Source organism: Aeromonas sp. DSM 116730, from assembly GCF_046581335.1.
Lineage (GTDB): Bacteria > Pseudomonadota > Gammaproteobacteria > Enterobacterales > Aeromonadaceae > Aeromonas > Aeromonas rivipollensis.
Genome location: NZ_CP144265.1, coordinates 228,481 through 250,000, shown reverse-complemented (window position 1 = coordinate 250,000; position 21,520 = coordinate 228,481). Strand labels below are relative to the sequence as shown.

Genomic DNA, 21,520 nt, shown 5'->3' with positions numbered 1-21,520 from the left:
GTCAGCTCCAAATCATCGACAGGACGCAGCAGAATCGGATCAAACTCGGGTTTCTCTTCTTTCTTCTCGGGCACACTGACATCGCGCAGATCCACGAAGGCTTCCAGCTGTTCGGCCAAAATAGTGGCAGAACGGCGAATGGCTTCTTCCGGATCCAGAGTACCATTGGTCTCCATGTCGATAACCAGCTTGTCCAAGTCGGTGCGCTGTTCCACACGTGCCGCCTCAACATTGTAGGCGATGCGAACGATGGGGCTGAACGCGGAGTCCAGCAGCAGGCGACCAATAGGACGCTCTTCATCATCGTTGTGAACACGAGCAGAAGCAGGCACATAACCACGACCGCGCTGAACTTTCAGACGCATGCTGATCTCAGCATTGGCCCCTGTCAGGTGGCAGATTACGTGCTCCGGGTTTACGATCTCGACTTCATCACCGTGAGTGATATCACCAGCGGTAACGGGGCCTGTTCCAGACTTGGTCAGGGACAGAGTTACCTCGTCCTTGCCTTCCAGCTTCACAGCGATACCTTTCAGGTTGAGCAGGATTTCAAGAATGTCTTCCTGTACACCTTCTTTGCTGCTGTACTCGTGCAGTACTCCGTCGATCTCGACTTCAGTAACTGCACAACCGGGCATAGATGACAGCAAAATACGACGCAGGGCATTACCCAGCGTGTGGCCAAAGCCACGCTCAAGCGGCTCGAGAGTCACTTTCGCGTGAGTCGGGCTAACTTGCTCGATGTCAACTAGCCGCGGTTTAAGAAAATCTGTTACAGAACCCAGCATTGTGTCCTCTCTTTAGAAGCTAGCTTTACTTGGAGTAAAGCTCGACGATCAGCTGTTCGTTAATGTCGGCAGACAGGTCGGAACGCTCTGGCAGGCGCTTGAAGGCACCTTCCATCTTAGCAGCGTCAACCTCTACCCAAGTCGGCTTCTCGCGCTGACCAGCAACTTCCAGGGAAGCTTTGATACGCGCTTGCTTCTTAGCCTTCTCGCGAACGCAGATCACGTCCTCAGGGGATACCTGGAAAGAAGGAACATTCACAACGCGGCCGTTTACCATGATGGCTTTGTGGCTCACCAGCTGACGAGACTCAGCACGAGTGGCGCCGAAGCCCATGCGGTAGACGACGTTGTCCAGACGACCTTCCAGCAGCTGCAACAGGTTTTCACCGGTGTTACCCTTTTGACGGGCAGCGTCGCGGTAGTAGTTGCGGAACTGTTTTTCCAATACGCCGTAGATACGACGTACTTTTTGTTTCTCGCGCAGTTGCACGCCATAGTCAGACAGACGCGCTTTACGCGCACCGTGTTGACCAGGAACGGTGTCAATCTTGCACTTAGAATCAATCGCACGAACACCAGACTTCAGGAAGAGGTCGGTGCCCTCACGACGGCTAAGCTTAAGCTTAGGACCGATATATCTTGCCATCTTCTTTCTCCAACAATCCTAGACCAAGTAGCTACAGCGTTATACGCGGCGCTTCTTGGGAGGACGACAACCGTTGTGCGGGATCGGAGTCACATCAGTAATATTAGTGATGCGGAAACCAGCCGCGTTCAGAGCGCGGATGGAAGACTCACGACCGGGACCCGGACCTTTGACCATGACTTCCAGGTTCTTCACGCCGTATTCTTTGGCGATCTCACCAGCACGCTCAGCAGCTACCTGGGCAGCAAACGGAGTGGACTTACGGGAACCACGGAAACCTGAACCACCGGAGGTAGCCCATGACAGAGCATTGCCCTGACGGTCAGTAATGGTCACGATTGTGTTGTTGAAAGATGCATGAACGTGCGCAATACCGTCGCTCACTTGCTTTTTAACGCGCTTGCGAGCACGAGTCGGAGTTTTAGCCATTTTCTACCTTCCCGTTACTTCTTGATAGCCTTGCGCGGACCCTTACGGGTACGAGCGTTGGTCTTGGTACGTTGACCACGAACAGGCAGGCTACGACGGTGACGCAAACCACGGTAGCAACCCAGATCCATCAAGCGTTTGATGTTCATGGAAATCTGACGACGCAAGTCACCTTCAACGGTGAATTTACCTACTTGCTCGCGCAGACTTTCGATCTGAGCTTCGTCCAAGTCTTTAATTTTCACATTCTCAGCAATACCGGCTGCGGCACAGATGGCCTTGGAGCGGGTACGACCGACGCCATAAATCGCAGTCAACGCAATGACTGCATGCTTATGGTCAGGAATGTTAATGCCAGCGATACGGGCCACTGTTCACTCCTACTTAGCGTAGATAACGACCACCACAAAGCCCGTGAGCGGATACGTGGCGGTCAACCAATACACAACAAAAGTTGGCTGGCTATATTAGCCAGCACAACTATTTGTTGCAAGTACTAACCGTAAAAAATTAGCCTTGGCGCTGTTTATGCTTTGGCTCGCTGCAAATCACACGCACCACACCGTGACGCTTGATGATTTTGCAGTTACGGCAGATTGCCTTAACGGAAGCACGAACTTTCATTGCTTAACTCCGTAACTACGCCGACCTTTAGCGGCCGTAGCCCTTCAGGTTGGCCTTCCTCAGGACGTCACCATATTGATGAGACATCATATGGGTTTGTACCTGAGCCATGAAGTCCATGATAACTACCACGATAATCAGCAGCGAAGTGCCACCGAAGTAGAACTGTACGTTCCAGGCAGTCATCAAGAACTGGGGTACCAGACAGATAAAGGTTATATAGAGCGCACCTGCCAATGTCAGGCGAGTCATAACCTTATCGATGTAACGTGCTGTCTGCTCGCCCGGGCGGATCCCCGGGATAAAGGCTCCACTCTTCTTCAAATTATCTGCTGTCTCGCGGGGGTTGAACACCAGCGCGGTATAGAAGAAGCAGAAGAAGATAATGGCTGCTGCATAGAGCATCTCATACAAGGGTTGACCCGGCTGCAGGACCATAGAGACCTGTTGCAGGATATCAGCCACCTTGCCCTCGCCCTGACCAAACCAAGAGGTAATGGTCCCTGGGAAGAGGATGATGCTGGATGCGAAAATCGCAGGAATCACACCGGCCATATTCACTTTCAACGGCAGGTGTGTGCTTTGCGCGGCGAATACTTGGCGGCCTTGTTGACGCTTGGCATAGTTAACGACGATACGACGCTGACCACGCTCCACGAACACCACAAAGTAAGTCACTGCGAAAACAATCAAGCCCAGCAACAACAACAGCAGGATGTGCAATTCCCCTTGACGTGCCTGTTCGGCCGTAGCGCCAATGGCATGAGGCAGACCAGCAACGATACCCGTGAAAATAATCAACGAGATACCATTACCAATCCCACGCTCGGTAATCTGTTCACCCAACCACATCAAGAACATGGTACCGGTGACCAGACTCACAACGGCCGTGAAATAGAAGCCCAAACCCGGATGAGTCACGAGTCCCTGCATCATATTCGGCAGACCGGTTGCAATACCAATGGCCTGGAACGTTCCCAAAACCAGCGTGCCCCAACGGGTATATTGGCTAATCTTGCGACGGCCGGATTCACCCTCTTTCTTGAGTTCAGCAAGAGCAGGATGAACCACAGTCAGCAGCTGGATAATGATCGACGCCGAAATGTACGGCATGATCCCCAGCGCAAGAATAGAAGCACGCGAGAGTGCACCACCACTGAACATGTTGAACATCTCAATGATGGTGCCCTTCTGTTGTTGGAACAACTCGGCCAGTACGGCGGCGTCAATACCAGGAATCGGCACATAAGAGCCTGCGCGGAACACGATAATTGCCCCGAGAACGAAGAGCAGACGGCTCTTCAGTTCACTCAGACCACCTTGTGCTTTAACATCCAATCCTGGTTTCTTAGCCATTGTACTGATTATTCCTCGATTTTACCGCCAGCGGCCTCGATGGCTGCACGTGCACCTTTGGTGACGGACAGACCACGAACGGTCACAGCACGGTCAATGTTGCCAGACAGAACAACTTTAGCGAAAACGATGTTCTTGGTAACAACACCGGCTTGCTTCAGAGTGCTCAAATCGACCACATCACCTTCTACCAGGGCGATTTCGTTCAGGCGCACTTCGGCAGAAACCAAAGATTTGCGAGAGAAGAAACCGAACTTCGGCAGACGGATTTTCAAAGGCATCTGGCCACCCTCGAAACCGTTGCGGACTTTACCGCCACCGGAACGAGAAGTTTGACCTTTCACACCACGACCACCGGTCTTGCCCAGACCAGAACCGATACCACGGCCCGGACGGTGCTTAACACGCTTGGAACCAGCGGCCGGAGACAGAGTATTCAGACGCATGCTTAGCCCTCCACCTTAACCATGTAATAAACCTGGTTGATCATGCCGCGTACGCAGGGAGTATCTTCCAGCTCGACGGTGTGACCAATGCGACGCAGACCCAGACCACGCAGAGTCGCCTTGTGCTTTGGCAGACGGCCGATAGAGCTGCGAGTTTGAGTTACTTTTACAGTGTTAGCCATGTCGCATTACCCCAGAATTTCTTCAACGCGCAGACCACGCTTGGCAGCGATCTGTTCCGGTGATTGACCGTGAACCAGAGCGTCTACAGTTGCGCGAACAACGTTGATTGGGTTGGTGGAACCGTAGGTCTTGGCCAGCACGTTATGGATACCGGCAACTTCCAGTACGGCACGCATGGCGCCGCCTGCAATGATACCAGTACCTTGTGAGGCCGGCTTCATGAACACGGTGGAACCGGAGTGAACACCGCGCACCGGGTGGTGCAGAGTGCCATTGTTCAGTTCAACCTTGTTCAGGTTACGTTTAGCCTGTTCCATTGCCTTTTGAATGGCAGCCGGAACTTCACGGGCCTTACCGTAACCGTAACCTACACGGCCGTTACCATCACCCACCACGGTCAACGCGGTGAAGGACATGATACGACCACCTTTAACAGTTTTCGAAACACGGTTTACTGCAATCAGCTTTTCTTGCAGTTCGCCGGCTTGAGATTCGACTTTAGCCATCTTCGACTCCTAGCTTAGAACTGAAGACCAGCGTCACGAGCAGCGGTAGCCAGAGCGGCTACACGACCGTGATACTTGAAACCGGAACGATCGAAAGATACGTTCTGAACGCCTTTGGCAATAGCACGCTCAGCGATTGCTTTACCTACTGCGGTAGCTGCATCTGCATTACCGGTAGATTTGAGCGCTTCACTGATGGCTTTCTCTACTGTAGAAGCAGAGGCCAGAACTTCGGAACCGTTGGCTGCGATAACCTGCGCATAGATATGACGCGGGGTACGGTGAACAACCAGACGGGTAGCTCCCAGTTCCTGCATCTTTTTCCGAGCACGAGTAGCACGACGGAGACGAGCTGCTTTCTTGTCCATAGTGTTACCTTACTTCTTCTTAGCTTCTTTAGTACGCACTTGCTCGTTGGCATAGCGTACACCCTTGCCCTTGTAGGGCTCCGGAGCGCGGTAAGAACGGATATCGGCGGCGACTTGGCCAACCAGCTGCTTGTCCACACCACGCAGAATGATCTCTGTGGCGGACGGACATTCAGCGGTGACACCAGCCGGCAGCGCATGCTCAACCGGGTGAGAGAAGCCCAGAGCCAGCGCGACAGCATTGCCCTTGATGGAGGCTTTGTAGCCAACACCAACCAGCTGCAGCTTGCGCTCGAAGCCTTGGGTAACACCGATTACCATGTTGTTAGCCAATGCACGTGCAGTACCGGCCTGAGCGTCAGCACCAGCGATGCCGTCGCGCGGGGCGAACTTCAGTACATTGTCTTCTTTGGTCACTTCTACACCGGCGTGGATGGAACGAACCAGAGAACCTTTACCACCTTTGATGGACAGTTCCTGACCGTTCAGAGTCACCTCTACGCCAGCAGGAATAGTGACGGGTGCCTTAGCAACGCGAGACATTTCCGACCTCCTATTAAGCGACGTAGCAGATGATCTCACCACCCATGCTTGCCTTGCGGGCAGCACGGTCGGTCATCACACCTTTAGACGTGGACACGATAGCAACACCGAGACCGCCCATGACTTTCGGCAGATCAGTAGTGCGCTTGTAAATACGCAGGCCGGGACGGCTCACGCGTTGGATCAGTTCTACAACCGGCTTGCCCTGGAAATATTTCAGTTCAATTTCCAGTTCCGGCTTCACATCACCTGCTACGGAGTAGCCAGCGATGTAACCTTCTTCCTTCAGCACTTTGGCAATAGCCACTTTCAGCTTGGAAGAAGGCATGGAAACCGCAACTTTGCTCGCCGCCTGACCGTTACGGATGCGGGTCAGCATATCCGCGATCGGATCTTGCATGCTCATAGTCTAACTCCCGAGATTCTTACCAAGAGGCCTTTTTGAGGCCCGGAATTTCGCCCTTCATGGCATGCTCACGCACCTTGATGCGAGAGAGGCCAAACTTCCGCAGGAAACCGTGCGGACGACCAGTGATGTTGCAACGGTTACGCTGGCGGGACGGACTGGAATCACGGGGCAGCTGTTGCAGTTGCAAGACAGCATCCCAACGCGCTTCTTCAGAAGCGTTCATATCAACGATGATAGCTTTCAGCTCGGTACGCTTGGTCGCGAACTTGGCTGCCAGCTTCGCACGCTTTGCTTCACGTGCTTTCATGGATGTTTTAGCCATAACCCTAACCTTACTTGCGGAATGGGAAGTTAAAGGCAGCCAGCAGAGCACGGCCTTCTTCGTCGGTATTCGCGGAAGTGGTGATGGTGATATCCAGACCACGGACGCGATCGACCTTGTCATAGTCGATTTCCGGGAAGATGATTTGCTCACGCACGCCCATGGAGTAGTTACCACGGCCATCAAACGCCTTAGCGTTCAGACCACGGAAGTCACGGATACGCGGTACGGAGATGCAAATCAGCCGTTCCAGGAACTCCCACATACGCTCGCCACGCAGGGTTACTTTACAACCTATCGGGTAGCCTTCACGAATCTTGAAGCCCGCAACAGATTTGCGTGCTTTGGTGATCAGCGGTTTCTGACCGGAAATGGCAGCCATATCGGCAGCAGCATTTTCCAGCAACTTCTTGTCAGAGATCGCTTCACCAACACCCATGTTCAGGGTGATTTTCTCGATCCGAGGGACTTGCATGATAGTCTTGTAACCGAACTGCTTGGACAGTTCATTTACTACATCGGATTTGTAGTAATCATGCAGTTTCGCCATCGTTAAACTCCAATTACTTCACAAGTTCGCCGGTGGATTTGAAGAAACGGACTTTCTTGCCGTCTTCAATCCGGAAACCAACGCGGTCAGCCTTGCCAGTGGCAGAGTTGAACAGCGCGATGTTAGATACATCGATGGGGGCTTCTTTGGTGACGATACCGCCAGCCTGACCCAATGCGGGTACCGGCTTCTGGTGTTTCTTCACCTGGTTGATGCCTTCCACGATTACCTTACCTTTTGCAATCAGGACTTGAGTGACTTTGCCACGCTTGCCCTTGTCTTTGCCGGTAAGAACAATTACTTCGTCTTCGCGACGGATTTTCGCTGCCATCGTTCGACTCCTTACAGTACTTCGGGTGCCAGGGACACAATCTTCATGAACTTCTCATTACGGAGTTCACGGGTCACCGGGCCAAAAATACGAGTACCGATTGGCTGTTGGTTGTTGTTAAGCAACACAGCCGCATTGTTGTCGAAACGGATGACAGAGCCGTCCGGACGACGAACGCCTTTACGGGTGCGTACGACCACCGCGTTATACACATCACCTTTCTTCACTTTACCGCGAGGAATAGCTTCCTTGATGGAAACCTTGATGATGTCGCCGATGCCGGCATAACGGCGGTGCGAACCACCCAGAACCTTAATACACATTACACTGCGAGCGCCGGAGTTGTCGGCAACACCCAGCATACTTTGCATCTGGATCATCTTAGTGCTCCGCTTTGTTTACTTCTTATCCCTAATGGGATCTGGCTGCCTTCAAAAGGCGCGAAACTATAACACAGGTATTTTTGAAAAGGTAGCCTAAAAAACAAACGGCCCCGATGGGGGGCCGTTTGGGCTAAAAAGTACCGAATTAGGCCTTTTCTACGACAGCAACCAGGGTCCAGGACTTGGTCTTGGACAGCGGGCGGCATTCGCGGATTTCCACGAGATCGCCAGCTTTACACTCGTTGTTCTCGTCATGTACGTGCAGCTTGGTAGTGCGCTTGATGATCTTACCGTAGATCGGGTGCTTTACCTTGCGCTCGATAGCGACGGTGATGGACTTGTCCATCTTGTCGCTAATTACACGACCTTGCAGAGTACGGATCTTGTCAGTCATTACGCACCTGCCTTCTCAGTCAGTACAGTCTTGATACGTGCGACGTCACGACGCACTTGTTTCAGAGTGTGAGTCTGAGCCAGCTGGCCGGTGGAAGCTTGCATGCGCATGTTGAATTGCTCACGCAGCAGACCCAGCAGCTCCTGGTTCAGTTCATCGACGCTCTTTTGACGCAGATCTTGGGCTTTCATCACATCACCGTCTTAATTACGAAAGTGGTCTGAACGGACAGCTTAGCTGCGGCCAGGGCAAACGCTTCACGCGCCAGAGCCTCAGGTACACCATCCATCTCGTACAGAACCTTGCCAGGCTGGATCGGGCAGACCCAATATTCCACGTTGCCCTTACCTTTACCCATACGAACTTCGAGGGGCTTTTCGGTGATGGGCTTGTCCGGGAACACACGGATCCAGATCTTACCTTGACGCTTTACGTGACGGGTCATGGCACGACGGGCTGCTTCGATTTGACGAGCAGTCAGTTGACCACGAGATGTCGCCTTCAGGCCAAAGGTACCGAAGGATACTTCGTTACCAGAGTTGGCCAGACCGCGGTTACGACCCTTATGGGTCTTGCGGAATTTAGTACGCTTAGGTTGCAACATTTACCGAATCTCCTTACTTAGCAGCGCGGCGCTTGTTGTCACGCTTGGGCTTTGCAGGAGCTTGCTCTTGAGCAGCGGCAGCGTTAACAGCAGCCAGACCGCCCAGAACTTCGCCCTTGAAGATCCAAACTTTGACGCCGATCACACCGTAAGTGGTGTGGGCTTCAGAAGTTGCGTAGTCGATGTCGGCACGCAGGGTGTGCAAAGGCACACGACCTTCACGGTACCATTCGGTACGCGCGATTTCAGCGCCGCCCAGACGACCGGACACTTCTACTTTGATGCCCTTGGCACCCAGGCGCATGGCGTTCTGTACGGCGCGCTTCATAGCGCGACGGAACATTACGCGACGTTCCAGCTGAGAAGTGATGCTGTCGGCAACGAGTTTGCCATCCAGCTCCGGCTTGCGGACTTCGGAAATGTTGATCTGAGCAGGCACGCCAGCAATAGCGGCTACGGCTTTGCGCAGTTTCTCAACGTCTTCGCCTTTCTTGCCGATCACGACACCCGGACGAGCGGTGTGAATGGTCACACGGATGCTCTTGGCCGGACGCTCGATGGTGATCTTGGACAAGGAAGCGTTTTTCAGCTCCTTGGTCAGGAACTGGCGTACTTGGAAATCGCTGTACAGGTTGTCAGCGAAGTCTTTGGTGTTCGCGAACCAGGTAGAATTCCAAGGCTTGGTAATACCCAGGCGAATGCCATTAGGATGTACTTTCTGACCCATTGCTTATCTCCCAGCCTTAGCGTCGGATACCACTACAGTGATGTGAGCGGTACGCTTGAGGATACGATCCGCGCGACCTTTGGCACGCGGGCGGATGCGCTTCATGGAGGGACCTTCGTCTACCATGATGGTGGCAACACGCAGGGCGTCGATGTCGGCGCCTTCGTTGTGCTCAGCGTTTGCAATGGCAGATTCCAGCACTTTCTTCACCAGAACCGCAGCCTTTTTCGGGCTGAAGGTCAGGATGTTCAGAGCCTTGTCTACGGACAGACCACGTACTTGATCGGCTACCAGACGAGCTTTCTGGGCAGAAGTACGGGCATAACGGTGTTTAGCGATAGCTTCCATCATTTATCCCTTAGCGCTTCTTAGCCTTCTTATCAGCAGCATGGCCGCGATAAGTACGAGTCGGTGCGAATTCACCCAGTTTGTGACCGATCATTTCTTCGGTAACGAAAACCGGAACGTGCTGACGACCATTATGGACAGCGATGGTCAAACCGATCATGTTCGGGATGATCATTGAACGACGGGACCAGGTCTTAACCGGCTTTTTATCCCCGCTTTCCACCGCTTTCTCTACCTTCTTCAGCAAGTGCAGGTCAATAAATGGACCCTTCTTGAGAGAACGTGGCATGGTGATTCCTCTATGTTAACAATTACTTGTTACGACGACGTACGATGTACTTGTCGGTACGCTTGTTCTTACGGGTCTTGAAGCCCTTAGCCTTCTGGCCCCATGGGGACACAGGCTGCATGCCCTTGTTACGACCCTCACCACCACCGTGCGGGTGATCAACCGGGTTCATCGCCATACCGCGAACGGTCGGACGAATACCACGCCAGCGGTTTGCACCGGCTTTACCCAGTTGACGCAGCATGTGCTCGGAGTTACCCACTTCACCAATGGTGGCGCGGCACTCGGCCAGAACTTTACGTACTTCGCCGGAACGCAGACGCAGAGTTACATAGTTACCTTCACGAGCCAGAATCTGGATGAAAGTACCAGCGGAACGAGCCAGCTGGGCACCTTTACCAGGCTTCATTTCTACGGCGTGAACGGTAGAACCAACCGGGATGTTACGCATCGGCAGGGAGTTACCTACCTTGATCGCAGCATCAGCACCAGAAGCGATAGCATCACCTGCTTTCAGGCCTTTCGGAGCCAGGATGTAACGACGCTCACCGTCTGCATACAGCACCAGGGCGATGTTTGCGGTACGGTTAGGATCGTATTCCAGACGCTCTACTTTGGCCGGAATGCCGTCTTTGTCGCGTTTGAAGTCGACGATACGGTAGTGTTGCTTGTGACCACCACCGATATGACGGGTGGTGATACGGCCGTTGTTGTTACGACCACCGGACTTGCTTTTGCTGTCCAGCAGAGCGGCGAAGGGCTTGCCCTTGTACAGCTCTTGGTTGACGATCTTGACGACGTGGCGGCGGCCCGGAGAAGTAGGCTTGCACTTAACGATTGCCATTTTTGAGAACTCCTCTTACTCGGCTGCGCCCATGAAGTCGATGTCCTGACCAGCTTTCAGGGTCACATAAGCCTTTTTCCAATCGGAACGACGGCCTACACGCGCACCTGAGCGCTTGGTCTTACCCTTCATGTTCAGGGTACGGACGGTCTCAACTTCGACCTCGAACAGTTTCGCAACTGCAGCTTTGACTTCCGCCTTGGTGGCATCGACAGCAACTTTGAACACGATAGTGTTCTGCTTTTCTGCGACCATGGTGCTCTTTTCAGAGATGTGCGGAGCCTTCAGAACTTTCAACAGACGTTCTTCGCGGATCATGCCAGCATCTCCTCGATTTGCTTAACTGCGTCAGCAGTCATCAGAATCTTGTCGAAAGCGATCAGGCTGACCGGGTCGATACCGGCAACATCACGCACGTCGACCTTGTACAGGTTGCGAGCAGCCAGGAACAGGTTCTCATCGACTTCAGCAGTCACGATCAGAACGTCAGTCAGTTCCATTTCTTTCAGCTTGGCGATCAGTTCTTTGGTCTTCGGCGCTTCGATGCCGAATTTCTCGACAACGATCAGGCGCTCTTGACGTACCAGCTCGGACAGGATGCTACGGATAGCGCCGCGGTACATCTTCTTGTTTACTTTCTGGCTGTGATCTTGCGGCTTAGCAGCAAAGGTCACACCACCGGAACGCCAGATGGGCGAACGGATGGAGCCAGCACGGGCACGACCAGTACCCTTCTGACGCCACGGCTTTTTGCCGCCACCAGACACTTCAGAGCGAGTCAGCTGCGCACGAGTACCCTGACGGGCACCAGCGGCATATGCAACGACGACCTGGTGAACCAGAGCTTCGTTGAATTCGCGCCCGAAGGTAGTCTCGGAAACTTCAAGAGCGCTCTTGGCGTCTTTCATTACCAATTCCATTACTATCTCCTCAGACGTTACGCTTTGACGGCAGGTTTGACGATCACGTTGCCGTTGGTTGCACCCGGTACTGCGCCTTTGATGAGCAGCAGGTTGCGTTCAGCGTCAACACGAACCAGTTCCAGGTTCTGAGTCGTTACACGCTCAGCACCCATGTGACCAGCCATCTTTTTGCCCTTGAATACACGGCCCGGGGTCTGGTTTTGACCGATGGAGCCAGGTACACGGTGGGACAGGGAGTTACCGTGGGTCATATCCTGGGTGCGGAAGTTGTGGCGCTTTACAGTGCCCGCAAAACCTTTACCCTTGGATGTGCCGGTAACGTCAACCATCTTAACGTCAGCGAGAAGATCTACTTTCAGCTCGCTACCAACAGTGAAAGTTTCACCGTTGTTCAGGCGGAACTCCCACAGACCGCGACCGGCTTCTACACCAGCTTTGGCGAAGTGGCCAGCTTCCGGCTTGGTCACACGGCTGGCTTTCTTGGCGCCAGTGGTAACCTGAATAGCGTTGTAGCCGTCGGTTTCTACAGATTTGACCTGAGTTACACGGTTAGCTTCAACTTCGATAACAGTCACCGGGATAGAAACGCCATCTTCAGTGAAGATGCGAGTCATACCCACTTTGCGACCTACAAGACCGATTGTCATTGTTATCAACCTCTTTCCGTAATTAACCCAGGCTGATCTGGACGTCTACACCAGCTGCCAGATCCAGACGCATCAGGGCGTCTACGGTCTTGTCAGTCGGCTCAACGATGTCTACCAGACGCTTGTGAGTGCGGATCTCGTACTGATCACGCGCATCTTTGTTGACGTGCGGGGAGATCAGGACGGTGAAGCGCTCTTTGCGAGTCGGCAGCGGAATAGGACCGCGAACCTGCGCGCCGGTGCGCTTTGCAGTTTCAACGATTTCCGCAGTGGATTGATCGATCAGGCGATGATCAAAAGCCTTCAGGCGGATACGGATTCTTTGGTTCTGCATTGACAGAGCTCCAATAGATAAAAGAACATAAATCAACACCGCCCGACCGAGATTACTCCCGCCAGAGGTGTGATTTTTCACGTTTCCTCCCATATCGGGAGGACTGTATGGCTGGCGACTCGTAAACGGGAAGCTCAGCAGCAGACATATCGTCTGGCATGCCTCATGGGCAAGCGGAGGGGATTATACGGATTTTTTCAATTCGCGCAAGAGAAGGCGGACAGATTGTGCGCAATTTTGTGTGACGGATGGATCTCGCCAGCGATCGCTCTCCTGCCAGCCACAAAGCGGTAACGACAATGTTGCAAACAGGCTGATAGACTGCCCCATTGCCTCAGTCAGCGGAACGACCCCGATGCTCAAGAATCAGAAGAAAGCCTATCAATACGGACTCTGCGCCGTCGCCCTCTGGTCGACGGTAGCCACCGCCTTCAAGATATCCCTCACCTACTTCGAGCCGGTGCAGTTGCTGCTGGTCGCCGCCATCACCTCGACTCTGACCCTGGGGTCCATCGTGGCGATCCAGGGCAAGCTGCCCCTGCTGCTGAGCTATCTCAGGGCCCGCCCTTTCTACTATCTGGCCCTGGGGGTGCTGAACCCCTTCCTTTACTACCTGCTGCTGTTCAAGGCCTATGACCTGCTGCCTGCCCAGCAGGCCCAGACCCTTAACTACACCTGGGCCATCACCTTGAGCTTGCTGGCCGTCCCCTTCCTCGGCCAGAAGCTCCGGCGCCGTGACGGCGTGGCCATAGTGCTTGGCTACTTCGGCGCCCTGGTGATCGCCACCAGGGGGGATGTGTTCGGCCTGCAGTTTGACAGCCCGCTCGGGGTGACGTTAGCCCTGGTCTCTACCCTCATCTGGGCCGGCTACTGGATCCTCAATACCCGCAATCAGGGGGATCCCATCGTCAGCCTGCTGCTCGGCTTCCTCATCAGCCTGCCTTTCATCGTGGTGGCCACCTGGCTGCTCGCCGACTTTGCCATGACCGCCTGGCAGGGCTGGCTCGGTGCCATCTATGTGGGACTGTTCGAGATGGGATTCGGCTTCGTGCTCTGGCTGATGGCCCTGCGCCACGCCACCAACACGGCCCCCATCAGCAACCTCATCTTCATCTCGCCGTTTGCTTCGCTGGTGCTGCTCAACCTGTTGATCGGCGAAGCCATTCATCCCGCCACCCCCATAGGGCTGGCGCTGATCGTCGCCGCCCTGCTGATCCAGCAACTCAAATACGGCAAGCGCTACCGCAAGAGCGCCGAGCCACAAGCCTGACAATGCAGAACGCCCTTCGTTCAATCCATCCACTCCAGCGGCTGATGCTTGGGTAGCCGGATCTCCACCAGCAAGCCCCCCAGATCAGAGCGGCCCAGCTTGATGGTGCCGTGGTGCTGGGACACTATCTTGGCGACTATGGCCAGCCCCAGGCCACTGCCACCGCCGGTGCGCGCCAGATTACCCTGGGTAAAGGGCTTGAGCACCCGGGAGTAGTCCTGCTCCGCTATCCCGGGGCCATTGTCGGATAGCCGCAACCTGACCCAGTGGCCATCGTCCTTCAGCTCGGCCTGCAGCCGGGTCGCGCCGTAGCGCAGCGCATTACCCGACAGATTGTTGAGGATGCGGCGGATGCTGATGGGATGGCAGGCCACTCGCACCGCCTGCTCCGGCAGGAGCAGCTCCACTTCCAGCCCCTGATCGGTCTGCATCAGCAGCGCATCGTGGATGAGCTGGGTCAGGTCGATCGGATGGGCATCCAGCCCCTCGTTCGGGCGTATGTAGTCGATGAACTGATCTATGATGCCGTTGGACTCGTCGATGTCCGCATTGATGCTCTCCTTGAGGTACTCATCCCCGGAGGACATCATCTCGGTCGCCAGCCGGATGCGGGTCAGGGGCGTGCGCAGATCGTGGGAGACCCCGGCCATCATCAGGTTACGCTCTTCGATGAGGCCCTTGATGGAGTGCGACATGTGGTTGAAGGTGCGGGTCAGGCGACGTACCTCCCGCGAGCCGTGCTCCCCCAGGGCATCGGGGAAGCGGCCACGCGCCACGGCCACAGCCCCCGCCTCCAGATCTTCCAGCGGCCGCACCAGCTGGCGGGCAAAGCGCCAGGCCGCAAACAGGGTCACCACCAGCAGCACGCTCATATAGATAATGAGAGGCTCGATGTCGTCATCCTCTATCTCGGTCAGGGGGATGCGCACCCACATCTGGCTGGCCTGGGGCGGCTGGATCCAGATGATGTAGTGGTCCTGGATCTCGACCCTGACCCTGGTTTCCCCCTTCAGCTCACGGCTGATGTTCTCCTCCAGATAGGGGTAGGGCTTGGACTCCTTGAGTCCGTGTTGCTCCGCCTCGCTCTGGGTGTAGATGTCGCTGCCGGTGGTCACATAGACCAGCGCCTCGGCATCCTCGCTCAGCGCCAGCTGGTTGCTGTCGGCAGGGAAGATGAGCTTGACCTGATTGGCCAGCAGGTGGCTGATCTGCTTGACGGTGGGCGCCAGCAGATAGTTGTAGAAAGTGGCGTAGGAGACCACTTGATAGACCACCAGCACGGCGGCCAGGAACCAGAGCATGCGGGAGAACATGCTGCCCACTTTTTTCATTCCCCGTCACCGTCCGGCACGAAGACATAGCCCAGGCCCCACACCGTCTGCAGGTAACGGGGCTGGGCCGGGTCCTGCTCCAGCAGGCGGCGCAGACGGGAGACCTGCACATCTATGCTGCGCTCTGTGGCTGTGTATTCCCGGCCCCGGGCCAGGTTCATCAGCTTGTCCCGGGAGAGCGGCTCGCGAGGGTGGCTCACCAATACCTTGAGGACGGCAAACTCGCCGCTGGTCAGGGCGACCGGGTCCCCGTCGCGGCTCAGCTCGCGGGTCGCCAGATTGAGTTGATAGGCGCCAAAGCTCACCATCTTCTCGGCGGTGGATGGTGCGCCGGGCAGCTCGACGGTATGGCGGCGCAACACGGCGCGGATCCGGGCCAGCAACTCACGGGGGTTGAACGGCTTGGGCAGATAGTCATCCGCCCCCATCTCCAGACCGACGATGCGATCCACTTCGTCCCCCTTGGCGGTGAGCATCAGCACCGGGATCTGGTTGCCCGCCTCTCGCAGGCGGCGGCAGATGGAGAGTCCGTCCTCCCCCGGCAGCATCAGGTCGAGCACCATCAGACTGAAGTTCTCGCGGGTCAGCAGGCGATCAGCCTGCTCTCCATTGGCAACGCCCCGCACCACAAATCCCTGTTCGGTGAGGTAACGCTCCAGCAGGGAGCGTAGTTTCAGGTCATCGTCGACCACCAGGACCTTGTATTGCTGACTCATTGCCGCCTCTCCTCTCTGTCTCCTCCCAATACTAGGGCCCGCTCTGGCAACCACAAAGCATAAATATGTTACCGGTTATTACCCTTGGCCGGGGGAAAGCAGAGATGGAACGACGCCGAACGGAGCTCTTGTCATGCATTTCTGCTCGACACTCGGACGCCAATGGCTAAGATCCCGAGCAAGACGATGCAACCCACCATGCAGGCAGCAGGGACTGATAAGCCCATGAAAACCAAACTCATCACCCGTGAAGGCTACAACCAGCTCCGGCAGGAGCACGACACCCTGTGGCGCGAGGAGAGACCCGAGGTCACCAAGAAGGTGGCCTGGGCGGCGAGCCTCGGGGATCGCAGCGAGAACGCCGACTACCAGTACAACAAGAAGCGGTTGCGGGAGATAGACCGCCGGGTTCGCTACCTGCGCAAGTGCCTAGAAGAGCTGACCATAGTCGATTACTCCCCCTCCCAGGAGGGCAAGGTGTTCTTCGGCGCCTGGGTCGAGGTGGAGAGTGAAGAGGGAGAGACCAAGCGCTTTCGCATCGTCGGCTATGACGAGATCTTCGGTCGCAAGGATTACATCTCCATCGACTCCCCCATGGCCCGCGCCCTGCTCAAGAAAGAGGTCGGCGACGAGGCAATAGTGCGCACGCCAGTGGGTGACGCCTGCTGGTATGTCAACGACATCAGCTACCCCAAGTGACCCTGCCGGGAGAGCGCGGGCCCACCCGCCCCGGTGACCACCTGCCCCTGCGGGGTCAGGCTGGCACCCTTGCCCGGGGTGGCATCCCCAGCGTCGACCTCATATAGTGCTCACACCCGGCGCCTTGCGGCGCCAACCGGCCCGCGCGGCAGTGGCTTGGCTGGTACCTTGAGTACCGCTAGGACAGACCCCCTGTACGGCGACATAGCCCCGTGCTGGCCAGTTAGACAGGACCCGACCACAGAGACCCCAGATGCACAGCCATGTAATTGAGAGACAGATTGCCGGTGAGCTGAATGCCCGCCCGGAACAGGTGCAGGCCGCCGTGCGCCTGCTGGATGAAGGCTCGACCGTTCCCTTTATCGCCCGTTATCGCAAGGAGGTGACCGGCGGTCTGGACGACAGTCAGCTGCGTACCCTGGAGAGCCGCCTCGGCTATCTGCGTGAACTGGAGGATCGCCGCCAGGTGATCCTTCGCTCCATCGAGGAACAGGGCAAGCTGACCCCCGAGCTGGCGCGCGAGCTGAACGGTGCCGACAGCAAGACCCGGCTCGAAGATCTCTACCTCCCCTACAAGCCCAAGCGTCGCACCAAGGGGCAGATGGCCATCGAAGCTGGGCTGGAGCCGCTGGCCAACCTGTTGCTCACCGATCCCATGAAGGATCCCGAGCAAGCGGCAGCCCGCTTCCTCAATGCCGAGCAGGGAATAAACGACAGCAAGGCCGCCCTCGACGGCGCCCGTTACATCCTGATGGAGCGCTTCGCCGAGCAGGCCGACCTGCTGGAGAAGCTGCGTGACTACCTGTGGCACAACGCCACCCTGCGTGCCCGCGTGGTGGCCGGCAAGGAGCAGGAAGGGGCCAAGTTCAAGGACTACTTCGAACATGACGAACCGCTGCACAAGGCCCCCTCCCACCGGGTGCTGGCCATGCTGCGCGGGCGCAACGAGGGGATCCTCAACCTGGCGCTGGTCACCGGTGACGATGAGAGTGCCAGCCCCTGCGAAGGGATCATCGCCCATCACCTCAAACTCAATCTGCAGAGCCGTCCGGCCGACAAGTGGCTGCAGGGGGTGGTGAGCTGGACCTGGAAGATCAAGCTCTCCCTGCAGATGGAAACCGAGCTTATCGGCCGCATCCGCGAATCGGCAGAGGACGAGGCGATCAAGGTGTTCGCCATGAACCTCAAGGATCTGCTGATGGCAGCGCCGGCCGGCATGCGCTGCACCATGGGGCTGGATCCCGGCATCCGCACCGGGGTCAAGGTAGCCGTGGTGGATGCCACCGGCAAGCTGGTCGATCACGCCACCATCTACCCGTTCGAACCCAAGCGCCAGATTGACCAGAGCCTCAAGACCCTGAGCGAGCTGTGCCAGAAGCACAAGGTCGAGCTCATCAGCATAGGCAACGGCACCGCCTCCCGGGAGACCGACCGCCTGGTGAGCGATCTGTTCGAGCGCTACCCCGCCGCCAAGGCGCAGAAGATAGTGGTGAGCGAGGCAGGCGCCACGGTCTACTCCGCCTCCGAGCTCGCCTCCCAGGAGTTCCCGGATCTCGACGTCTCCATCCGTGGCGCCGTCTCCATCGCCCGCCGCCTGCAGGATCCCCTGGCCGAGCTGGTCAAGATCGACCCCAAGAGCATAGGCGTGGGCCAGTACCAGCACGACGTCGGCCAGAGCCAGCTGGCCCGCCGGCTGGATGCCGTGGTCGAGGATTGCGTGAACGCGGTCGGTGTGGATGTGAATACCGCTTCGGTCGCCCTGCTCAACCGGGTTTCCGGCCTCTCCCAGACCCTGGCCCAGAACATAGTCGCCTATCGGGATGAGCACGGCGCCTTCAAGAGCCGCCAGCAACTGCTGAAGGTGAGCCGACTCGGGCCCAAGGCGTTCGAGCAGTGTGCCGGCTTCCTGCGCATTCGTGGCGGCAACAATCCGCTGGACGGCTCGGCGGTGCACCCGGAGTCCTATCCGGTGGTGGAGCGGATCCTCGCCCAACTTGAACAGACAGTCGACAGCCTGCTCGGCAACAGCAGCTTGCTGCGCAGCCTGAAACCGGCCGACTACACGGACGAGCAATTCGGCGTGCCCACAGTCACCGACATCATAGGCGAGCTGGACAAGCCGGGCCGGGATCCGCGCCCCGAGTTCAAGACCGCCACCTTCAGGGACGGGGTGGAGAAGATAAGCGACCTGGTGCCCGAGATGGTGCTGGAAGGTGTGGTCACCAACGTCACCAATTTCGGCGCCTTCGTCGACATCGGCGTCCATCAGGACGGGCTGGTGCACATCTCCTCCCTGACCGATCGTTTCGTCAAGGATCCCCGCGAGGTGGTCAAGGCGGGGGACATAGTGCGGGTCAAGGTGCTGGAGGTGGATGTACCGCGCAAGCGCATCAGCCTGACCATGCGCCTCGACGAGAAAGCGGGACAACCCGCCCGCAAGCCGGCGGAATCCCGCCCATCGGGTGCAGGCAACGCCAGACCCAGGCAGGAGCCGAAGCAGGGCACCCCTGCCGGTGGCGCCATGGGCAACGCCTTCGCCGCCGCCCTCTCCAAGATGAAGAAGTGATTGCCCTGAAATAACAAAAGCCCCGCGAGGGGCTTTTTTACATCTGTTCGAAACGCCTGCGCCAGCCCTGGCTCGCTCAGATGTCCTGGCTGAAGGTCTGACGAGGGGCGGGCCTGACGGCCTGCTGGTAGTGCTGGGCTATCACCTGATTGCGCCTCTCCATGTAGGCGCCGAGCGGCCCGATTGAAGCGCCCTTGACCTCCATCAACTCCTTGCGAGCCTGGGCCTCTTTGACGGTGGCGGCGCGGGCCACGCTCAGATCCTGTGACGAGGGCTCTGCCGGTGCCAGGGCGGCGGCACGCACCTGCTGCATCTTGGCGAGAGTGGCAGCCGGATCGCCCGGGATGGCGCCGATGTCGATGGCCACCTCACCCCCGGTGGCATAACGCTTGCCATCCGGCCCATGGGAAAACTGGTAGCTGGGGCTGCCCGCATGCTCGCCGCCTGCCATCTGGTGCGCCTGTTCATGCTTGCGTACCTCGAGATCCCGCTCAGCAAACGCGGCCAGCTGGCGCTGCTGCCTCTGTTGCTCCTGCTGTTCGGGATCCTGCTGCTGCCGGCGCTGGCTCTCCTCCCCCGTGGCCTCGACGAAGCGATGGGACGGGGGCGTCGGGCTGGCCTGCGCATTATCCCGGGTCGAAGCGGCGGGCGGATTGGGATTGGCCTGGGCGGCTCTGGCCTTGTCTTTCTGGGAGGCGACACCGGACTCGGCGGCGGAGGCCTCACCCTGGCGTGCGGGAGGCACCAGCTCAGCACGACGGTTGTCAGTCTGCGCCGATTCAGTCTGCGGTTGCAGCTGATTGGGGATAAAGGACGGCAGACTGACGCTGATGTTCATCTCACACCTTGATGTCTATCAGGGTGCCCAACATGTCGCTGGCGGTCTGGATCACCTTGGCAGAGGCGCCGGCATGCAGCTCGGCCACCTTGAGATTGACCAGCTCGTCCGTCACCTGTACCTGGTCGCCCGCCGGGGTGTTGAAGCGGGCGAGCTGCCCGGATGCCTGACCGGCCAGTTGCTCGGCCCGCTGGAATCCCTGTACGCCCGTGGTCATGGCAGAATCGATACGCATCGGCTCACTCCTTTCATGGTTGGCTGATTATCCACCACCTAGAGGCGTTATTGAAGCATGTCGCTCAAGGATCAGCCAATGAACTGTCGCAACAGGGTAATAAAAGGCTCTGGATGGGAGATGAAGGGGGCGTGGGAGGCCTTCTCCAGCACCAGGCTGCGACTCGCAGGATAGCGCTCGTCCAGCAGCGGTATGGCCGCCTTAGGTACCAGGGAATCCAGCCTGCCATAGATGCGCAGCCAGGGCAGATCCAGGCCGACCAGCGCATCCCGCAGATCCACGTCGGCCAGCAGGCCGAGACCCGCCTCCAGCGCGGCAAGCTGGGGGGCCGGACGCTCCGCCAGCCAGTGACGCAACTGGCGAATGTCGTTTCTGGCATGCTCGCTGCCCATGGCCTGGATCGCCAGGAAGCGCTCTATGGTCTGCATGAAGTCCCCAGCCAGCATCTGATTGAACCCCGCCAACACCTTGGGGGCTATGCCGGGCCAGTCTTCACGGGCCATGAAGCAGGGGGAGCTGGCGACCGTGATGAGGGAGTGAAGGCGCTCGGGCCGGGTCAGGGCCAGTTGGCTCGCCACCAGACCACCGAGGGACCAGCCGAGCAGATGGCATTTTTCCGGCAGGACTGTGGCGACCTGCTCCGCCAGCCAGGGCAAGGAGTAGTCACACCCCTCGCCAAGGGAGCTGTTGCCAAACCCGGGCAAGTCCACCAGGTGCAACCGATAGTGGGCCGACAACTGTTGGGCAATGCCGTGCCAGACAGCACCATTCAGGCCCCAGCCATGCAACAACACCAGGTCCTGACCCTGGCCAAACCGCTCAACCGATACGCTCATCTAGACTCAAGATCCCTGTTCATCTGCTTGGAGCC

Annotated in this window: 35 protein-coding genes (1 of these 35 cut by a window edge); 3 read left to right on the top strand and 32 right to left on the bottom strand. The window is 57.2% G+C overall.

The window, feature by feature from the left end; translation table 11 throughout:
- From Aeroheme_RS01255 to rpsJ, 27 genes are all read right to left on the bottom strand, one after another.
- A protein-coding gene (locus Aeroheme_RS01255) for a DNA-directed RNA polymerase subunit alpha (RefSeq protein ID WP_005307997.1) crosses the window boundary here: on the bottom strand, positions 1-788 show its 5' portion. 202 nt of this gene lie to the left of the window's left edge; the window shows 788 of its 990 coding nt (coding positions 1-788); it begins with the start codon at positions 786-788; its stop codon lies beyond the left edge, outside the window.
- A gap of 25 nt (positions 789-813) precedes the next feature.
- Entirely contained in the window at positions 814-1,434 is a 621-nt protein-coding gene (gene rpsD, locus Aeroheme_RS01250; protein WP_010672568.1) for a 30S ribosomal protein S4, read from the bottom strand.
- A gap of 39 nt (positions 1,435-1,473) precedes the next feature.
- Positions 1,474-1,863 carry a 30S ribosomal protein S11 gene (rpsK, locus tag Aeroheme_RS01245; RefSeq protein WP_005319702.1) on the bottom strand — a complete coding sequence of 130 codons (390 nt, stop codon included), beginning with the start codon at positions 1,861-1,863 and terminating at the stop codon, positions 1,474-1,476.
- Between the two features lie 14 nt (positions 1,864-1,877).
- Positions 1,878-2,234, bottom strand: a complete 357-nt coding sequence (gene rpsM, locus Aeroheme_RS01240) for a 30S ribosomal protein S13 (protein ID WP_005307991.1) — start codon at positions 2,232-2,234, stop codon at positions 1,878-1,880.
- 139 nt (positions 2,235-2,373) lie between these two features.
- Entirely contained in the window at positions 2,374-2,487 is a 114-nt protein-coding gene (rpmJ, locus tag Aeroheme_RS01235) for a 50S ribosomal protein L36 (protein ID WP_005319705.1), read from the bottom strand.
- A gap of 27 nt (positions 2,488-2,514) precedes the next feature.
- Positions 2,515-3,843: a preprotein translocase subunit SecY gene (gene secY, locus Aeroheme_RS01230; protein WP_005307989.1), complete on the bottom strand. Its 1,329-nt coding sequence runs from the start codon at positions 3,841-3,843 to the stop codon at positions 2,515-2,517.
- Positions 3,844-3,851: 8 nt separating this feature from the next.
- Positions 3,852-4,289: a 50S ribosomal protein L15 gene (gene rplO / locus Aeroheme_RS01225; RefSeq protein ID WP_025325390.1), complete on the bottom strand. Its 438-nt coding sequence runs from the start codon at positions 4,287-4,289 to the stop codon at positions 3,852-3,854.
- A 2-nt stretch (positions 4,290-4,291) separates the two neighbouring features.
- The gene (rpmD, locus tag Aeroheme_RS01220; RefSeq protein ID WP_005307985.1) at positions 4,292-4,471 is read right to left on the bottom strand and encodes a 50S ribosomal protein L30; all 180 of its coding nucleotides are present in this window, start codon (positions 4,469-4,471) and stop codon (positions 4,292-4,294) included.
- A gap of 6 nt (positions 4,472-4,477) precedes the next feature.
- Positions 4,478-4,978, bottom strand: a complete 501-nt coding sequence (rpsE, locus tag Aeroheme_RS01215) for a 30S ribosomal protein S5 (protein ID WP_005340605.1) — start codon at positions 4,976-4,978, stop codon at positions 4,478-4,480.
- A gap of 14 nt (positions 4,979-4,992) precedes the next feature.
- Positions 4,993-5,346 carry a 50S ribosomal protein L18 gene (gene rplR / locus Aeroheme_RS01210; protein WP_033130012.1) on the bottom strand — a complete coding sequence of 118 codons (354 nt, stop codon included), beginning with the start codon at positions 5,344-5,346 and terminating at the stop codon, positions 4,993-4,995.
- Positions 5,347-5,355: 9 nt separating this feature from the next.
- Entirely contained in the window at positions 5,356-5,889 is a 534-nt protein-coding gene (gene rplF, locus Aeroheme_RS01205) for a 50S ribosomal protein L6 (protein WP_106885233.1), read from the bottom strand.
- A gap of 13 nt (positions 5,890-5,902) precedes the next feature.
- Positions 5,903-6,295, bottom strand: a complete 393-nt coding sequence (gene rpsH, locus Aeroheme_RS01200) for a 30S ribosomal protein S8 (RefSeq protein ID WP_005307980.1) — start codon at positions 6,293-6,295, stop codon at positions 5,903-5,905.
- A 19-nt stretch (positions 6,296-6,314) separates the two neighbouring features.
- Positions 6,315-6,620, bottom strand: coding sequence for a 30S ribosomal protein S14 (rpsN, locus tag Aeroheme_RS01195; protein WP_005331161.1), 306 nt, complete (start codon positions 6,618-6,620; stop codon positions 6,315-6,317).
- Between the two features lie 10 nt (positions 6,621-6,630).
- Complete coding sequence (gene rplE, locus Aeroheme_RS01190) at positions 6,631-7,170, bottom strand: 50S ribosomal protein L5 (protein ID WP_005331162.1); 540 nt, start codon at positions 7,168-7,170, stop codon at positions 6,631-6,633.
- Between the two features lie 13 nt (positions 7,171-7,183).
- The gene (gene rplX / locus Aeroheme_RS01185; RefSeq protein ID WP_025325387.1) at positions 7,184-7,501 is read right to left on the bottom strand and encodes a 50S ribosomal protein L24; all 318 of its coding nucleotides are present in this window, start codon (positions 7,499-7,501) and stop codon (positions 7,184-7,186) included.
- Between the two features lie 11 nt (positions 7,502-7,512).
- Positions 7,513-7,881 (bottom strand): 50S ribosomal protein L14, encoded by a 369-nt coding sequence (gene rplN, locus Aeroheme_RS01180; protein ID WP_005307975.1) that lies wholly within the window; start codon positions 7,879-7,881, stop codon positions 7,513-7,515.
- A gap of 148 nt (positions 7,882-8,029) precedes the next feature.
- Positions 8,030-8,278 carry a 30S ribosomal protein S17 gene (gene rpsQ, locus Aeroheme_RS01175; protein WP_005307966.1) on the bottom strand — a complete coding sequence of 83 codons (249 nt, stop codon included), beginning with the start codon at positions 8,276-8,278 and terminating at the stop codon, positions 8,030-8,032.
- Positions 8,278-8,469, bottom strand: coding sequence for a 50S ribosomal protein L29 (gene rpmC / locus Aeroheme_RS01170; protein ID WP_005319733.1), 192 nt, complete (start codon positions 8,467-8,469; stop codon positions 8,278-8,280). Before rpmC ends, rpsQ begins: the two co-directional genes overlap by 1 nt.
- Entirely contained in the window at positions 8,469-8,882 is a 414-nt protein-coding gene (gene rplP / locus Aeroheme_RS01165; RefSeq protein WP_005307963.1) for a 50S ribosomal protein L16, read from the bottom strand. Before rplP ends, rpmC begins: the two co-directional genes overlap by 1 nt.
- Before the next feature lie 13 nt (positions 8,883-8,895).
- Positions 8,896-9,609: a 30S ribosomal protein S3 gene (rpsC, locus tag Aeroheme_RS01160; protein WP_005331168.1), complete on the bottom strand. Its 714-nt coding sequence runs from the start codon at positions 9,607-9,609 to the stop codon at positions 8,896-8,898.
- A 3-nt stretch (positions 9,610-9,612) separates the two neighbouring features.
- Positions 9,613-9,957 (bottom strand): 50S ribosomal protein L22, encoded by a 345-nt coding sequence (gene rplV, locus Aeroheme_RS01155; RefSeq protein WP_005319741.1) that lies wholly within the window; start codon positions 9,955-9,957, stop codon positions 9,613-9,615.
- A gap of 10 nt (positions 9,958-9,967) precedes the next feature.
- Positions 9,968-10,246: a 30S ribosomal protein S19 gene (rpsS, locus tag Aeroheme_RS01150; protein WP_005307960.1), complete on the bottom strand. Its 279-nt coding sequence runs from the start codon at positions 10,244-10,246 to the stop codon at positions 9,968-9,970.
- A gap of 22 nt (positions 10,247-10,268) precedes the next feature.
- Positions 10,269-11,090: a 50S ribosomal protein L2 gene (gene rplB, locus Aeroheme_RS01145; protein ID WP_005331177.1), complete on the bottom strand. Its 822-nt coding sequence runs from the start codon at positions 11,088-11,090 to the stop codon at positions 10,269-10,271.
- Positions 11,091-11,105: 15 nt separating this feature from the next.
- Positions 11,106-11,408, bottom strand: a complete 303-nt coding sequence (gene rplW / locus Aeroheme_RS01140; RefSeq protein ID WP_005331199.1) for a 50S ribosomal protein L23 — start codon at positions 11,406-11,408, stop codon at positions 11,106-11,108.
- Positions 11,405-12,010, bottom strand: coding sequence for a 50S ribosomal protein L4 (gene rplD / locus Aeroheme_RS01135; protein ID WP_025325386.1), 606 nt, complete (start codon positions 12,008-12,010; stop codon positions 11,405-11,407). The genes rplW and rplD overlap by 4 nt, the downstream gene beginning before the upstream one ends.
- 17 nt (positions 12,011-12,027) lie before the next feature.
- On the bottom strand, positions 12,028-12,660 hold the full coding sequence (rplC, locus tag Aeroheme_RS01130) for a 50S ribosomal protein L3 (protein ID WP_025325385.1): 633 nt from the start codon (positions 12,658-12,660) through the stop codon (positions 12,028-12,030).
- Positions 12,661-12,682: 22 nt separating this feature from the next.
- Positions 12,683-12,994, bottom strand: coding sequence for a 30S ribosomal protein S10 (rpsJ, locus tag Aeroheme_RS01125; RefSeq protein WP_005307944.1), 312 nt, complete (start codon positions 12,992-12,994; stop codon positions 12,683-12,685).
- Between the two features lie 355 nt (positions 12,995-13,349).
- Here rpsJ and Aeroheme_RS01120 point away from each other — a divergent pair, with 355 nt between their 5' ends.
- Positions 13,350-14,264, top strand: coding sequence for a DMT family transporter (locus tag Aeroheme_RS01120; protein ID WP_411166559.1), 915 nt, complete (start codon positions 13,350-13,352; stop codon positions 14,262-14,264).
- A 20-nt stretch (positions 14,265-14,284) separates the two neighbouring features.
- On the opposite strand, the gene envZ is transcribed toward Aeroheme_RS01120, so the two are convergent.
- Both envZ and ompR read right to left on the bottom strand, forming a co-directional pair.
- The gene (gene envZ, locus Aeroheme_RS01115) at positions 14,285-15,595 is read right to left on the bottom strand and encodes a two-component system sensor histidine kinase EnvZ (protein WP_411166558.1); all 1,311 of its coding nucleotides are present in this window, start codon (positions 15,593-15,595) and stop codon (positions 14,285-14,287) included.
- Positions 15,592-16,311 (bottom strand): two-component system response regulator OmpR, encoded by a 720-nt coding sequence (ompR, locus tag Aeroheme_RS01110; RefSeq protein ID WP_111911588.1) that lies wholly within the window; start codon positions 16,309-16,311, stop codon positions 15,592-15,594. Before ompR ends, envZ begins: the two co-directional genes overlap by 4 nt.
- 225 nt (positions 16,312-16,536) lie before the next feature.
- Between ompR and greB the strand changes: the two genes are divergently transcribed.
- The gene (gene greB, locus Aeroheme_RS01105) at positions 16,537-17,010 is read left to right on the top strand and encodes a transcription elongation factor GreB (RefSeq protein WP_025325381.1); all 474 of its coding nucleotides are present in this window, start codon (positions 16,537-16,539) and stop codon (positions 17,008-17,010) included.
- 253 nt (positions 17,011-17,263) lie between these two features.
- Positions 17,264-19,576 carry a Tex family protein gene (locus tag Aeroheme_RS01100; protein WP_411166557.1) on the top strand — a complete coding sequence of 771 codons (2,313 nt, stop codon included), beginning with the start codon at positions 17,264-17,266 and terminating at the stop codon, positions 19,574-19,576.
- A 76-nt stretch (positions 19,577-19,652) separates the two neighbouring features.
- On the opposite strand, the gene Aeroheme_RS01095 is transcribed toward Aeroheme_RS01100, so the two are convergent.
- From Aeroheme_RS01095 to bioH, 3 genes are all read right to left on the bottom strand, one after another.
- Complete coding sequence (locus Aeroheme_RS01095; RefSeq protein ID WP_411166556.1) at positions 19,653-20,414, bottom strand: putative metalloprotease CJM1_0395 family protein; 762 nt, start codon at positions 20,412-20,414, stop codon at positions 19,653-19,655.
- Between the two features lies 1 nt (position 20,415).
- Positions 20,416-20,649 (bottom strand): flagellar biosynthesis protein FlgE, encoded by a 234-nt coding sequence (locus tag Aeroheme_RS01090; RefSeq protein ID WP_411166555.1) that lies wholly within the window; start codon positions 20,647-20,649, stop codon positions 20,416-20,418.
- A 71-nt stretch (positions 20,650-20,720) separates the two neighbouring features.
- The gene (gene bioH, locus Aeroheme_RS01085) at positions 20,721-21,485 is read right to left on the bottom strand and encodes a pimeloyl-ACP methyl ester esterase BioH (protein ID WP_411166554.1); all 765 of its coding nucleotides are present in this window, start codon (positions 21,483-21,485) and stop codon (positions 20,721-20,723) included.
- Between the last annotated feature and the right edge of the window lie 35 nt (positions 21,486-21,520).

Bases quoted from the DNA above. Each gene is read 5' to 3' on its own strand.
- rpsD (WP_010672568.1), bottom strand. From the start codon at position 1,434: ATGGCAAGATATATCGGTCCTAAGCTTAAGCTTAGCCGTCGTGAGGGC.
- rpsK (WP_005319702.1), bottom strand. From the start codon at position 1,863: ATGGCTAAAACTCCGACTCGTGCTCGCAAGCGCGTTAAAAAGCAAGTG.
- rpmJ (WP_005319705.1), bottom strand. From the start codon at position 2,487: ATGAAAGTTCGTGCTTCCGTTAAGGCAATCTGCCGTAACTGCAAAATC.
- secY (WP_005307989.1), bottom strand. From the start codon at position 3,843: ATGGCTAAGAAACCAGGATTGGATGTTAAAGCACAAGGTGGTCTGAGT.
- rplO (WP_025325390.1), bottom strand. From the start codon at position 4,289: ATGCGTCTGAATACTCTGTCTCCGGCCGCTGGTTCCAAGCGTGTTAAG.
- rpmD (WP_005307985.1), bottom strand. From the start codon at position 4,471: ATGGCTAACACTGTAAAAGTAACTCAAACTCGCAGCTCTATCGGCCGT.
- rpsE (WP_005340605.1), bottom strand. From the start codon at position 4,978: ATGGCTAAAGTCGAATCTCAAGCCGGCGAACTGCAAGAAAAGCTGATT.
- rplR (WP_033130012.1), bottom strand. From the start codon at position 5,346: ATGGACAAGAAAGCAGCTCGTCTCCGTCGTGCTACTCGTGCTCGGAAA.
- rplF (WP_106885233.1), bottom strand. From the start codon at position 5,889: ATGTCTCGCGTTGCTAAGGCACCCGTCACTATTCCTGCTGGCGTAGAG.
- rpsH (WP_005307980.1), bottom strand. From the start codon at position 6,295: ATGAGCATGCAAGATCCGATCGCGGATATGCTGACCCGCATCCGTAAC.
- rpsN (WP_005331161.1), bottom strand. From the start codon at position 6,620: ATGGCTAAAACATCCATGAAAGCACGTGAAGCAAAGCGTGCGAAGCTG.
- rplE (WP_005331162.1), bottom strand. From the start codon at position 7,170: ATGGCGAAACTGCATGATTACTACAAATCCGATGTAGTAAATGAACTG.
- rplX (WP_025325387.1), bottom strand. From the start codon at position 7,501: ATGGCAGCGAAAATCCGTCGCGAAGACGAAGTAATTGTTCTTACCGGC.
- rplN (WP_005307975.1), bottom strand. From the start codon at position 7,881: ATGATCCAGATGCAAAGTATGCTGGGTGTTGCCGACAACTCCGGCGCT.
- rpsQ (WP_005307966.1), bottom strand. From the start codon at position 8,278: ATGACTGACAAGATCCGTACTCTGCAAGGTCGTGTAATTAGCGACAAG.
- rpmC (WP_005319733.1), bottom strand. From the start codon at position 8,469: ATGAAAGCCCAAGATCTGCGTCAAAAGAGCGTCGATGAACTGAACCAG.
- rplP (WP_005307963.1), bottom strand. From the start codon at position 8,882: ATGTTGCAACCTAAGCGTACTAAATTCCGCAAGACCCATAAGGGTCGT.
- rpsC (WP_005331168.1), bottom strand. From the start codon at position 9,609: ATGGGTCAGAAAGTACATCCTAATGGCATTCGCCTGGGTATTACCAAG.
- rplV (WP_005319741.1), bottom strand. From the start codon at position 9,957: ATGGAAGCTATCGCTAAACACCGTTATGCCCGTACTTCTGCCCAGAAA.
- rpsS (WP_005307960.1), bottom strand. From the start codon at position 10,246: ATGCCACGTTCTCTCAAGAAGGGTCCATTTATTGACCTGCACTTGCTG.
- rplB (WP_005331177.1), bottom strand. From the start codon at position 11,090: ATGGCAATCGTTAAGTGCAAGCCTACTTCTCCGGGCCGCCGCCACGTC.
- rplW (WP_005331199.1), bottom strand. From the start codon at position 11,408: ATGATCCGCGAAGAACGTCTGTTGAAAGTTCTGAAGGCTCCGCACATC.
- rplD (WP_025325386.1), bottom strand. From the start codon at position 12,010: ATGGAATTGGTAATGAAAGACGCCAAGAGCGCTCTTGAAGTTTCCGAG.
- rplC (WP_025325385.1), bottom strand. From the start codon at position 12,660: ATGACAATCGGTCTTGTAGGTCGCAAAGTGGGTATGACTCGCATCTTC.
- rpsJ (WP_005307944.1), bottom strand. From the start codon at position 12,994: ATGCAGAACCAAAGAATCCGTATCCGCCTGAAGGCTTTTGATCATCGC.
- Aeroheme_RS01120 (WP_411166559.1), top strand. From the start codon at position 13,350: ATGCTCAAGAATCAGAAGAAAGCCTATCAATACGGACTCTGCGCCGTC.
- envZ (WP_411166558.1), bottom strand. From the start codon at position 15,595: ATGAAAAAAGTGGGCAGCATGTTCTCCCGCATGCTCTGGTTCCTGGCC.
- ompR (WP_111911588.1), bottom strand. From the start codon at position 16,311: ATGAGTCAGCAATACAAGGTCCTGGTGGTCGACGATGACCTGAAACTA.
- greB (WP_025325381.1), top strand. From the start codon at position 16,537: ATGAAAACCAAACTCATCACCCGTGAAGGCTACAACCAGCTCCGGCAG.
- Aeroheme_RS01100 (WP_411166557.1), top strand. From the start codon at position 17,264: ATGCACAGCCATGTAATTGAGAGACAGATTGCCGGTGAGCTGAATGCC.
- Aeroheme_RS01095 (WP_411166556.1), bottom strand. From the start codon at position 20,414: ATGAACATCAGCGTCAGTCTGCCGTCCTTTATCCCCAATCAGCTGCAA.
- Aeroheme_RS01090 (WP_411166555.1), bottom strand. From the start codon at position 20,649: ATGCGTATCGATTCTGCCATGACCACGGGCGTACAGGGATTCCAGCGG.
- bioH (WP_411166554.1), bottom strand. From the start codon at position 21,485: ATGAGCGTATCGGTTGAGCGGTTTGGCCAGGGTCAGGACCTGGTGTTG.